Origin of the sequence: Protofrankia sp. CiP1_Cm_nod1, assembly GCF_920888515.1 — a bacterium.
Taxonomy (GTDB): Bacteria; Actinomycetota; Actinomycetes; order Frankiales; family Frankiaceae; genus Protofrankia.
In genome coordinates, this window is the sequence record NZ_CAKKTM010000117.1 from 1 (window position 1) to 12,109 (window position 12,109).

Genomic DNA, 12,109 nt, shown 5'->3' on the forward strand with positions numbered 1-12,109 from the left:
GCACCGGCGAGCAACAGGCCTCGGCGGGAGGGCTGGCGGCCCGCCGAGCGCCTGGCCCGGCCGGGCCGCGGACGGGGCAGTGGCGGGTTCGGCCCGGTCCAGATGGGCTGTTCGATGGTGGCCGGGTCGCTGTAGGACGGTTCCCGCTGGGACGGTTCCCGCTGGGACGGCTCCCGCTGGGACGGCTCGGCATGTGCCCGCCGTGGCGCCGCCTCCCGCCACGGGGTGGGCTGCGCCGCGTCGGTGGCCGGCAGTTCGATGCCGATCGTGTCGAGCTCGTGGACGGTGTGCTCGTAGTCACCGGGATACGGCCGGTCGATCGGCGCGCAGGACATGGTCGGGGCCTCGTAGAAGGCTCGCGCGGCCGGCCAGGCGTTGGTCGTCGGCGCGACGCTCGTGGCCGGCCAGTCGTTCGGGACCAGCAGCGGGCCCGGCCGTGCGGCGCGCAGCAGAGCCTGTAGCTGCCGGCGGATCCGCTCCGCCGGCGGGCGGGCGGACGGTTCCTTGGCCAGGATCGGGCTGAGCACCGAGTAGGCCCGGGTGGCCCGCGTCGGTACGGTCGGGGCCTCGTAGACCACGGCGTGCATGGTGGCGAAGGTGGTGTCCCGCCCGAACGGGGAGATGCCCTCCGCGGCGTGCAGCAGGGTCGTCGCCAACGAGAACAGGTCGCTGGCGGGCCCGCCGTCCTCACCGCGGATGCGTTCGGGAGCCATGTAGGCGGGGGTGCCGACCAGGCCGCCGGCGGCGGTGATCCGATGATCGGTCTCGTAGACGGCGATCCCGAAATCCGTGAGCCGCACGGTCCCGTCAGCGGTGATCAGAACGTTCGACGGCTTGACGTCCCGGTGCAGAACGCCTTTGCGGTGACCGTGCGCCAGCGCGTCCAGCAGGGCGATGCCTATCCGGGCCACTTCCCGCTCGTCCAGCGCGCCGTCGCGTGTGATCATTGTTGCCAGTGAACATCCGGATACCAGGTCCATGACGATCCACCGCGTGTCGTTGTCCTCGACCAGGTCGTGAACGGTGACCACATGCGGATGGACGCCGAGCCGGGCGGCATTACGCGCTTCGCGGCGGGCACGCTCGATCAGCATCTCGCGGTCACGGGCCGGGAGATGGTCAGGAATACGGATCTCTTTCAGCGCGCGTTCAACATTGCTGTCGGTGTCGAACGCGCGCCAGACCGTCCCCATCCCGCCCGAGCCGAGCCGCTCGACGAGCTGGAACCGCTCGCCGACCAGGTGCGTGACCAAGTGCCCGCCTGGTGTCATACGCCCGCCTTCGCGCTCGCCGCGCAACACGTGCTCAACCCCATGTGGCCTCCGTGCCGATGTCCTGTTGCTTTCCGCTGATATTAGGCGTCGGGACCGCTGCCCTTTGGCTGACGGCTTCGCCGGCCCGCCGGTGGGGCCCACGCAACTTCCGCCGGGTTCCACCAGGAATTATGATGGGCCGGCGACGCGGGCCATCCGTCACCGATTTGGGGAAGTACGGGTTCCATGGCGATGGTATGCGTTCCATCCCGGGGAATTCTGTGACTGAGATAACCTCTCGTCCGGCGTTCGGGTGGCTGCCCGGCCGGGATCCGGCGGGCATGCGGCCCGCTCGGCAGGCGGGCCGGGGCTGGTCCCGGCCGTGCGGCCCGTCGGCTAAACCGCCGTCCTGGTCAAATCGTTGTCCTAATAAACCGAAAAGGAGTGGGACGTGTTGCGGACGCAACTGATCCACTTCTGATGGTTTCCGAAGTTGATGGTTTCCGGGGCTGTCATGTTCCGTGGGTGACCATACTCACGCCGTCGTGTCCGGTGGTGTCCGTGTTCTCCGGAGTGTCCATGTTCACAGTGCCACGTTGTTCACAGCGCCACGTTGTTCACGGGGCAGCGTTGTTCACGGGGCGGCGTTGTTCACAGGGGCGTATGCGCGATGCCGCGTTCGTGGTGACCGTGCTCACATTTCGCGCAGGTGGCCATGCTCACGTCCGGGTGCTCACGTCCGGATGCTCATATCCGGGTGCGCGGCGGGTCCCGGGACCCGCCGCGTCGCGGCCGCGGGACCGTGCCGATGAGGCCTTCGGGCCCTCCGGGCATGGTCGCCGCCGCCGGTGGCCAGCGCCGGCCGGCGGGCTGTCAGGTCCGCCGCGGGAGTGCCCTCCGGCCCGGCCGGGCGCGCCCCGAGTGTTGTCGGACGCGTGACAGGTGATCTGTCCGGTTGCCGACGTGGCCGCATGACAATCCCGCTGACCTGTGGCGACGGATGCCGTTGCCACAGGGGCCACCCGGCCCGCCCCGGGCGGACAGTGGCCGATCCGACGTCCACGACGGACATACAAGCTGTACGTACACCCTGTATGTTCTTGTGGTGGAGCGGCCGTACGGCCGTACGACGTCGACGCCGAAGGACGGTATTGCCGTGGCGGTGGAGTGGCGCTACTCGTTGCGGATCGGGATGTACCTGGCCAAGCAGAAAGTGCTGCGGCGCAAGCACTTCCCGCTTGTTCTCGAACTTGAGCCCCTGTTCGCGTGCAATCTGTCGTGCACCGGTTGCGGAAAGATCCAGCACCCGGCCTCCGTGCTCAAGCAGCGGATGAGCGTCGAGGACGCCATGGCCGCCGTGGAGGAGTGCGGCGCGCCGGTGGTCGCGATCGCCGGCGGTGAGCCGCTGATGCACCCGCAGCTCGACGAGATCGTTCGTCAGCTCATTGCCCGCAAGAAGTTTGTCCTGCTGTGCACCAACGGGCTGTTGCTCCGTAAGAAGATGGCGAAGTTCACACCGTCGCCGTATTTCACCTTCATCGTCCACATCGACGGGCTGCGGGAGCGGCACGACGCGGTGGTGGAGAAGAACGGTACCTTCGACGAGGCGATCGCCGCGATCGCGGAGGCCAAGGCCGCGGGCTTCCGGGTGGGCACCAACTCCACCTTCTTCAACAACGACAGCCCGCAGGACGTCATCGACGTGCTGGCCTACCTCAACGACGAGGTGAAGGTCGACCAGATCCAGCTCTCGCCCGCCTACGCCTACGAGAAGGCACCCGACCAGGAGCACTTCCTCGGGGTCACGCAGACCCGCGAGCTGTTCTCCAAGGTCTTCGCCGACGGCCGGCGTGCCAAGTGGCGGCTGAACCACTCGCCGGTGTTCCTGGACTTCCTGGAGGGCAAGCGCGATCTCTCCTGCACCGCGTGGGGCATCCCGAGCTACTCGCTCTTCGGCTGGCAGAAGCCCTGCTACCTGATGAGCGACGGCTACGTCTCCTCCTACAAGGAGCTGGTCGAGACCACCGACTGGGACGCCTACGGCCGGGGCAAGGACCCGCGCTGCGCGAACTGCATGGCGCACTGCGGCTACGAGACCTCCGCGGTGCTCGCCACCACGTCCTCGCTGAAGGAGTCCCTGCGCGCCATGCGCAGCGTCTGAGACCGGCAGCGGTGTCCGGCCGGTGTGGTCGGTAGTCGTCCACCGATGGGTGGTCGCCCATCGGTGGACGACTACCCATCGGCGAACAACCGTTGCCCTGAATGTAGTTTTTTATATCCGGACATGTTTTTCAGGCAGGGGCCGGCCGCGTCGATCGTGGCCGGCCCCTGCCGTGCGTGGGTCATTCGGCGGCCGGTGCGAGAACGGCGGTGCGTGGCCCCTGAAGATGGCCCGCGGCTCGTGGGGACGGCCTACGAAACGGCGTCCTTCGCCACCAGGCCGTTCTTCGCCTCCAGACCGACCAGCAGGCGGTCCAGCACCTCGCCCGCCTCCTGGCGCGCCTGGCGCGCCCGCGCCGGGTCACCGGCCCGGCCGATCAACAGGCTTGCCTCGGACAGGACGGCCGCCAGCACCCGGGTGAGAGGCATGACGGGCAGCGGGTCGATCCGCCCCTCCTCGATGGCCCGGGCCAGCCATTCGGCGAGCAGCCGGTAGCCGTAACGCTCGACCAGGACGTCCCACGCGTCATGCCCGAGCACGGCCGGGCCGTCGACCAGAACGATGCGCTGGAAGTCGCTGTCGGTGCAGATGTCCAGGAAGGACTGGAACCCGGCGCGTAGCTGTTCCCAGGCGTCCGTGTCCGACTCGTCCGTGGCCCGCCTGAGTTCGGTGGTCACGAGCTGTTCGGCGACCTCGAGCGCGACCTGCTCCATGACAGCGCCGAAAAGGTCCGCTTTGTCGCGAAAATGATGATAAAGAGCACCGCGGGTCACCTGCGCATCGGCCACGATCTCCTCGGTGCCGGTGGCGGCGTAGCCCTGGGTGCCGAACCGCAGCCGGGCGGCGGCCAGGAGAGCCTGGCGGGTGGCGGCTGGATGCTCGCTCCCGCTGGCTCTGGTCATTCGTCGATTATGTTGCACTCAGTCCTCTAATGAGTGAGTCAAGCCGTAGGAATATTTGTCACTGCGTCGGAGCCTGTCAAATACTTTTAATAATATAACGCTATCCACCGGTCACGCCATCGCCAGGCTACGGCCGCTCTCCTTCGGGATGCGCCCACGCTCGCACATGTGCCGGATCCGCGCGACCGCTGCGCAATCACGGCCGCCCACATCGACCGGCATCCATCTGGCCGGCGTCCACCGGATGCGGCATCCATCGGGCCGACATCCATCGGATACGCTCTACTCTCGGCATCATGACGACAATCGAGCCGCCTGCAACGGCCTCGGCCTGGGGCGAGCCACGCAGCAAGACCGTCACCTGGCATGATCCACTGCCTACCGCCGCGGTGGGGCGGACGATGAGCGGCCTGGACTTTCTCCTGGCGATCCGGGACGGCCGGGTGCCGCCCCCGCCGATCACCGCTCACTTCGACTTCGGGATAGACGAGGTCACCGAAGGCGACGTCGTCTTCCGATGCCTTCCGGACGAGTCCGCCTACAATCCTCTCGGCACGGTTCACGGCGGCCTAGTCTGCACCCTGCTGGACACGGTCACCGGATGTTCCGTGCACACGACGCTGCCGGCCGGCTCCGGGTACACATCCATCGAAATCAAGGTCAACTATCTTCGCCCGGTACGGGTGGTCAGCGGTCGTCCCGCCGAACTGACCGCGCACGGCTGGGTCACTAAGCCCGGCCGCCGGGTCGCGTTCGCCGAGGGGGATGTCCGCGACGCCGCCGGCAAGGTGGTCGCGACCGCCAGCAGCACCTTTCTGGTCTTTCCGCTGGAGAGCGCCACCTCGGGCACGTAGCGCGGACCGTTCACGCGGTCTCGCCCGTTCGCGAAGGTACGGCTGTCCGCGCGGATACGGCTGTCGCCCCGGCCTCCAGGGAGCGCCGGAGAGTGACCGCGTCGGAGGCCAGCGCGCTGACGAGAACACCTGGCCCGGCCAGGGGGAGCGCGGCGAACGTCCCGCCGTCGGTGCTGATGTCGGCACCGACGGCGTCTCCGCCAGTGCCAGTGGAGCTGCCGATGTCGGCGGGACCGATGGTGCCGGTGGGGCCGATGGTGCCGGTCGTGCCGGCGGGCAGGCCCAGCCCGTCCGGCCCGGGCCCGGCGATCAGCAGCGCGCCGATCACGCGGGCGCCGCCGAGGACCGCCGGCCCGTGCAGGCCCGGAGCCGCCGTATCCAGGTGCAGGGCCTGCCGGAGCAGCGGCCGGATACTCGGACCACTCGGACCACTCGGACCACTCGGACCACTCGGACCACTCCGAACGCTCCGACCAGCGCCGTCGTTCTGCCGGATGTCGTTCGCTCCGGTGTTGTCAGCTGCCCCAGCCGTGTCACTGCCCGCGTGGTCGTCGGTGTTCGTGTCGGTATCACCCGCGTCGCCCCCGACGTCGTTCCTGACATTGCCTGCGACGTTGTCAGCGCTGCCCTCGTCCGCGGCGCTGTCCTCGACGTCGACCCGAAGGGTGGACGAGATCGAGCCAGGTGGCTCACCGAAACGCCCGAGGACGATCTCCTCCCGCCACAGCAGGCGGGCGTCAGCCGCGAGCCTGATCGTCGCCCGCATCCGGTGCCGGCATCCGTGGGCGGCCACGGTCGGTTCGGGCAGGTACTCCAGCGCGCCGCCCGGCCCGATATCGGCGTGGACGTCGAACAGCGACGGCTGCTCGCCGTGCCCGGGCAGCGCGACGGTCGCGGCCGTCGTGCGCAGCACCAGCCGGACACCCGCACCGACCGTGATATCCAGCCGCAGCTGGTCGCCGGCAAGCGGCCCGGCCGCGGCGTTCACCAGATGCACGGTGACGGTCGGCAGCCCGTCGCCGGGGCGCGTCCAACCCCCGGTACGCCGCAGGACCAGCGGCACCTGCGACCTCAGCTCGCTGACCCGTACCCCGCCAACTCGGATCCCGCCAACTCGGATCCCGCTGTCACGGATCCGGCCGTCGTGCGCCTCGCCGCCGGTCCGGTGGCCGTTGATCCCGATGTCGCGGGTACCCCCGGCCCGAACACCGTTGCCAGCGGCCCCGTTGCCACTGACTTCGTTGCCGCGAGCCTCGCGGGGGCCGATCTCGTTGCCATCCGTGATCGGTTCGATCCGGATGACCGCGTGCGCGCTGATCGACGTTCGATCGATGCGTGCCGGTGGCCGGCCTGAACCGACGCCGGTCATCCCGGCGGCCGTTTCCCTTCTGTCCGTCAACTCGTCCTCGATACTGTCCCCGACGTCGTCGCGAGCGGGCCGACCGGGCCCGGTGTGATCGGGTCCAGTGTGACCGGCTCCGGCCCGGCAAGGTGCGGCGGGGCGCGGGCCGATCGGGCGCGTGCTGATCGGGCGCGGTCCGGGCTGGTTCAGGACGGCCGGCCCGGGGCGGCGACCTGGGCGGCGGGGTGATCCGGAGACCGCGACCGGACGTGCCGCGAAGAACCCGCGAGCACCGCGAGGACCCAGTCGGCCACCTCGGCCGCTCCCGGTCGCGTTGTCAGTGAGGTGAACAGCACCGGACGGCCGTGGCGGACCCGTTCGGCGTCCCGGGCCATGACGCCGAGGTCCGCGCCGACGAGCGGCGCGAGATCGGTCTTGTTGATGACAAGAAGATCACTGTTGGTGACGCCCGGGCCGCCCTTGCGAGGCACCTTGTCGCCGCCGGCCACGTCGATGACGAATATCTGCCGGTCGACGAGGCCATAGCTGAAGGTCGCGGTCAGGTTGTCGCCGCCGCTTTCGACCAGGACCAGGTCGAGCGGGCCGAAGTCCGCCTCCAGGTCCTCGACGGCGTCCAGGTTCGCGGTGATGTCGTCCCGGATGGCGGTGTGCGGGCAGCATCCCGTCTCGACCGCGCGGATGCGCGCCGGGTCGAGCACGCCGGCCGCGCGCAGGAAGTCGGCGTCCTCGGTGGTGTAGATGTCGTTGGTCACGACCGCGAGCCGCAGGGTGCTGGCGAGGGCCCGGCACAACGCCGCGACCAGCGCGGTCTTGCCGCTGCCCACCGGCCCACCGACACCGATACGGACCGCCCGGCCGTCCGGGCGCGCATCTCCGAGTGCACGCGGCCCCACTGTCTGGGGCGTTGCTGTCTGGGGTGTTGGCGGTTGCGCCGCTTCAGGTGGATGTCCGGTGCCGGTACGCCGGGCCGGGCCGCCGCCCGTCGCGGGAAACATCTGAAGGTCGTGCTCGCGATGCATCCCTACACCTTCCCGAACTTCTCCCGGCCCCGCACACGGGCGCGTGGCCTGATGACCGCCGGACGGGGACGTGCCTGCCCGGAGAGCATCCGCACCCCGGCATGCGCGACCTGGCGTCCGGGGGTTTCATACCTCCGGCCGGGTACGCGCACCCGCGCCTGAACACATGACCTGAACACATGACCTGACGACTGCCCCACCGGCCAGAACCTCTCCCCCGCACGGGCCAACCATTTTTGATCACAGGTTCCCCGTATGCGTCACAACGGTTCTACATTACGTTGAGCAATAGTTTATGCTCATACGGTGCATCGCAGTTGCGCTCTTCGCGGGCGTATAGCTGCTTGCGGCGGCACGGCCGTTCGCGAAGACGCCGCCGGCGGCGGCACACCCACTGGCGGGGGCGTGGCTGTTCGCGGGGGCGTGGCTGTTCGCGGGGGCGTGGCTGTTCGCAGGGGCGTGGCTGTTCGCAGGGGCGTGGCCCGGCCTGATCTCATCTGCCCGGGTGGTTCCGGTCCCGCCGTCGGTGGGCCGCTCCGGTGAACCGGCCCACCGACTGGGCCGTGCTGGACCTGGATGCGGACCCCACACCAGGCGACCCCTTCTCGGTACGGCAGCTGGCGCGCAGATATCTCGAATTCGCCGCGGACGTCGAGTACGCCCGCGGGCAGGTGGAGTCCCTGCACACCGGCGGCGCCGTCGAATCATGGCTGGGGGAGGCGGGGGACGCATTCCGGGAGGAGCTCGCGGAATTCCCTGAGCAGCTGCGGAAACTGGAAACGTCCTACCGGATGGCCGGAGACGCGCTGACAGCCTACGAGCCGATTCTGGCCGCGGCACAGATTCAGGCTGACCGGGCGTTGGCCCGGGGCCGCGACGCGCGTTTCCAGCGGGACAATGCGCGGAACCTCCTCGGCCCAGCCCAGGCCGCGTTGGCCACGGACACGGTGGCCCTTGCCGACCTTTCCTCGACATCTTCCAGTTATCCCATGCGTATCCCCCCGTCGCCCGATCCGGCGCAGGTGGCGCAGGCCAGCCGTAACCGGGCCGCGGCACAGGCCAGGCTCGACCAGATACAAGGTGCCGTTCAGGACGGGCAGAGCGAACTGGACGCCGCCCGCCGGCTCGCGTTGTCCGCAGAAGCCATGCGCGCGGACGCCGCCAAGGTCTGCGTGCAGGCGATCCGGGCCGCCTCCGATGCCGGGATCAGAAACAAGCCGTGGTATTCGTGGGAGAGGATCGGAAATGCTGCGGGGAAGGTTTGGACGTCCGCCGTCCAGGTCGCGAAAATCACCGTCGCGGTTCTGGGTGTGGTCGCTCTCATTGTCGGAGGCCCGGCCGCCTGGGTCGTTTTCGCCGCCGCTGTCGTCGTCCTCGCCGACACTTTGATGGAGTATGACAGGGGGCGGGCGTCCCGATGGGACGTCGCGTTTGCCTTACTCGGCGTCGTGCCTGGCACAAAAGGCCTGACGACGGTCGGCGCGCTGGTCCAGGGGGTACGTGGTGGCAGCCGGGCGGTCGCCGGTATCCGGAGCGCCGCCGACGCCGGAAAGCTGTTGCTGGGCGGCGGCCGGGCGCTTGCGCACGGCGGTCAGGAAATGGCGCTCGGCGCGATCGCCACCGGCCGCCAGCGGCTGGCCTCGGCAGCCGCCGCCGTCCGCCGCGCGGTGACCGATCCGGCCGGGACAGCACATCTGGCTGGGACGTCACGCGCGGCCAGGACGGATATCGTGGCCGGTTCCGATCCGGCGGCTGCCGCGGCCGTCCGGACCACGTCCGTCCGCTTTCCCGAGAACACCGCGGCACATTCTACAAACCGGACAGCCGGAGAAGCCGGAGAAGCCACCGCCAATCTCGACCGCGCCGCCGACACCACCATCACCACCCACCCCGACAAACCCCCGTCCACCACCGGCCCCAACCACGCCGACAACGACCACGCCGACAACGGCCACGACAGCGGCGGAAACAAGGGTCATGCGGACAGCGGCGACAATAAGGGAAACTCCAACAGTGGGCACAGCGACAATCTCGCAGACCCGGACGGCGCTCCCTCGAGCACTCCCGATCGGATTCGCTCTGACGAACCCGGCACTGGCTTCAGCGAATTCAATCATGGTAGTCGGGCGAACGATGCTGCGGCTACGCCCGACGGCCCGGAAGTCACCGGGTCGCAGTTGGATGCCAAGCGACAGGAATCCGATGGCTTCCAGAGGGAATCAGCACCGGATGGTGAATCTTTATCCAGCTCTTCGGTCGACATGTCTTCGCTCGTCCCCGGCCCTCTCGGTGATTTTTTTCGGCCGGGTATTCATGGCGTCATAGGAGACGTTCAAAAAAAGGAGATCGATATCGCTCGTGTGCTTGTCGACGAGGGTTCGGACGTGCGGTTTCTCCCGGCTGATCATACTGTGCGTAACCAGCAGAACCCCGATGTCATTGTCCGTAGTGATCCCGATGATCCGGGCCTTGTTACAGAGCTCAAGACGCTTGAAAGCTCGAGCAAGAACGCGATTCGAAGGAACATTCTTAAGGCGGGAAAGCAGACTTCCGGTGATGGTGGGGCGGTCATTGACGGACGCCAGGTGGGACTGAGGGCGGAGGATGCGTACGAGGGGATCAAGAAGGCGTGGGGGCAGGCCGCGGGCGGCCCGGCGGCAGATGCCCTCGGGGATGCCGCTGGTCAGCCGTTTCCGGCGCAGGTACGTATTTTTCTCGGAGACGGGTCGAGTATGATGGCCCGGAAGGTTGATGGTGGAATTTTGATTACCAGGCCGGACGGCTCCGCAGAGCTGCGTGGAGGTTGAGGGCTGTGTCTGACACCGATCAGATATTCTTCAAATCCGATCTCGACCTTCCTGAGGTAACCGTCAGGATTGCCGATGGCATGGATTTCGATATTGTTCGTTTCGAGGACGGTATCTCGGTGTACAGAAAGGGCTATCGAGGCTTGGAAGGCACCGTTGGCGGTGCGGTTCTGCAAAATGATGTCTCCGTCCCTGAGCCTCGGGAGCAGGAAGATCGGGCAATCTATGACGACTATCCATACTACTGGGAGATCTGGATCTCAAGGCCGGGGGGCGGGGGGCGACAGGAATCCTTGGCGAGGATGATGTTCGAGGATTTTGTCAAAAATTTCCAGTGGTCGTGCATTCTGACAAGGAACGCTGATCTCGTCCTTGCGAGATGGTCGCCGGAAAAGGGCCTCGAGGATTTCCCCGTTGGCACATCCGTCGATCTTGATGGAATTTCGATCTGGGGTGCGGAGTAGGGCCTGCTACGGCTTGCTGGTGGTGGAGGTCCGATGGTCGTCCTGTTGGCTGGTGCCTGTCGGGAATTGACAGTGTGTTGGTTTCCGGGCGGCTCGGGGGTGCGGTATGTACGATGTGATCACTGCAACCGAGTCGGGGACGGTCATGGGGAGCGTTCGACGTACGAGTCTGCTGGGCGCGTCCGTGGCATGGGGGATCCTGACGCTCATCATCGCCATCGCGTTCATCGTCGACGGCACCTCCGCGCCCACGGCCGGCTCGGGTGGGCGAGCGGGGGGATCGAGTTCTTCGTCGGGAACGGGCTCCATATCGAAACCGGCGCTGGCGCCTGACGAATACCAGGCCGTGTTGACCAGGGTCGAACAGGCGGTACGCCCTGCCGTGGACCGGGTTCTGGCGGCGACCACTCTCGCGGAGGTCGACTCCGCACGAATTGATCTCGCCACGGCGCTGCGCCAGCAGTCGGACTATATCCAGACGGTCACACCGCCATACCAGGCCCGTGAGCAGCATGCTGTGCTGGAAAGCGCTCTCCTCGTCTGGAACAGGCTGGAGAAGGACATCTCCTCGGCAGACGTGACGAAACTGAATTCCTGCGGCGTGCAGAGCGCACTGCAAACGCAGTTGTACGAGGCCAGGCGAGACGTCTACCGTGCGGTGAAGTCCGGCACCTACAAGACGGCCATGGCGAGTTTTTCCGAGATCAATCTGAAGTTCGGTGAATTGATGCTGCCGCTGGAGCCAACGGCCCCTCAGATCACCGACCGTCGTGCGGCCAACGGCGCGGTCGTCCAGCGATCCGGCCGGCGAGGGTCCGGAAGCCTGCGGATCAAAAACGGCGATGTCACCGACGTCGCCGTCCTGGTGGCCAGCGGAAACCCGGCGGAGCCTCAGCTCACCGTCTACGTGCGGAGCAACTCGAATGCCACGGTGACCGGGATCGCCGGCACCTACTGGGTCTACTTCAAGTCCGGCAGCGACTGGGACGCCGCCCGCCGCGGGTTCACCCGGGACTGTTCCTTCGAGAAGTTCGACGACTCGTTCGACCCCAACGCGAACTGGGAGATCAGTCTCGAGAAGACCTCCACCGGCAACGCCACGACCAGCACGGTCCCCGCATTCTAGAACCACGATCGGTATCGTTCCCACCGTAGTTCCCTCGCTGACCGCCCCCGTGGCGGAATCCGTGGACATCCGCCGGCCCGCCCGGCGCCGACAGGCAGGGCCACGGTGTAAAGAAGACGCCGGTATGAGCCGATGTGCCGGGTCATGGTGGATACTTTCA

9 protein-coding genes are annotated in these 12,109 nt (G+C 67.6%); 5 read left to right on the top strand and 4 right to left on the bottom strand.

Annotated features, from left to right (window positions below; genetic code table 11):
• The coding region (locus NBX02_RS05685) for a serine/threonine-protein kinase (protein WP_250290303.1) at positions 1–1,253 on the bottom strand (1,253 nt) is incomplete at its 3' end.
• Positions 1,254–2,409: 1,156 nt separating this feature from the next.
• Here NBX02_RS05685 and hpnH point away from each other — a divergent pair.
• The gene (gene hpnH, locus NBX02_RS05690) at positions 2,410–3,414 is read left to right on the top strand and encodes an adenosyl-hopene transferase HpnH (RefSeq protein WP_250285685.1); all 1,005 of its coding nucleotides are present in this window, start codon (positions 2,410–2,412) and stop codon (positions 3,412–3,414) included.
• A gap of 251 nt (positions 3,415–3,665) precedes the next feature.
• Here hpnH and NBX02_RS05695 read toward each other — a convergent pair whose 3' ends face one another.
• Positions 3,666–4,316: a TetR/AcrR family transcriptional regulator gene (locus tag NBX02_RS05695; RefSeq protein WP_250285684.1), complete on the bottom strand. Its 651-nt coding sequence runs from the start codon at positions 4,314–4,316 to the stop codon at positions 3,666–3,668.
• A gap of 296 nt (positions 4,317–4,612) precedes the next feature.
• Between NBX02_RS05695 and NBX02_RS05700 the strand changes: the two genes are divergently transcribed.
• Entirely contained in the window at positions 4,613–5,170 is a 558-nt protein-coding gene (locus NBX02_RS05700) for a PaaI family thioesterase (RefSeq protein WP_250285683.1), read from the top strand.
• Positions 5,171–5,180: 10 nt separating this feature from the next.
• Here the strand turns inward: NBX02_RS05700 and NBX02_RS05705 are convergent, their stop codons facing one another.
• Positions 5,181–6,569 carry an urease accessory protein UreD gene (locus NBX02_RS05705; RefSeq protein ID WP_445548282.1) on the bottom strand — a complete coding sequence of 463 codons (1,389 nt, stop codon included), beginning with the start codon at positions 6,567–6,569 and terminating at the stop codon, positions 5,181–5,183.
• Positions 6,570–6,718: 149 nt separating this feature from the next.
• Positions 6,719–7,552, bottom strand: a complete 834-nt coding sequence (ureG, locus tag NBX02_RS05710) for an urease accessory protein UreG (protein WP_250285682.1) — start codon at positions 7,550–7,552, stop codon at positions 6,719–6,721.
• A 563-nt stretch (positions 7,553–8,115) separates the two neighbouring features.
• On the opposite strand from ureG, the gene NBX02_RS05715 reads away from it, so the two are divergent.
• The 3 genes from NBX02_RS05715 (at position 8,116) to NBX02_RS05725 (ending at position 11,949) form a co-directional block, all read left to right on the top strand.
• Positions 8,116–10,359 carry a hypothetical protein gene (locus tag NBX02_RS05715; RefSeq protein ID WP_250290307.1) on the top strand — a complete coding sequence of 748 codons (2,244 nt, stop codon included), beginning with the start codon at positions 8,116–8,118 and terminating at the stop codon, positions 10,357–10,359.
• Positions 10,360–10,364: 5 nt separating this feature from the next.
• A complete protein-coding gene (locus NBX02_RS05720; protein ID WP_250285680.1) occupies positions 10,365–10,823 on the top strand; it encodes a hypothetical protein in 459 nt (152 codons plus the stop codon).
• Positions 10,824–10,968: 145 nt separating this feature from the next.
• Entirely contained in the window at positions 10,969–11,949 is a 981-nt protein-coding gene (locus NBX02_RS05725; protein ID WP_250290309.1) for a hypothetical protein, read from the top strand.
• Positions 11,950–12,109 lie beyond the last annotated feature (160 nt).

What these genes read in the sequence shown, in the direction of transcription:
- NBX02_RS05695 (WP_250285684.1), bottom strand. Translation starts at nt 4,316, where the DNA reads ATGACCAGAGCCAGCGGGAGCGAGCATCCAGCCGCCACCCGCCAGGCT.
- NBX02_RS05700 (WP_250285683.1), top strand. Translation starts at nt 4,613, where the DNA reads ATGACGACAATCGAGCCGCCTGCAACGGCCTCGGCCTGGGGCGAGCCA.
- ureG (WP_250285682.1), bottom strand. Translation starts at nt 7,552, where the DNA reads ATGCATCGCGAGCACGACCTTCAGATGTTTCCCGCGACGGGCGGCGGC.
- NBX02_RS05725 (WP_250290309.1), top strand. Translation starts at nt 10,969, where the DNA reads ATGGGGAGCGTTCGACGTACGAGTCTGCTGGGCGCGTCCGTGGCATGG.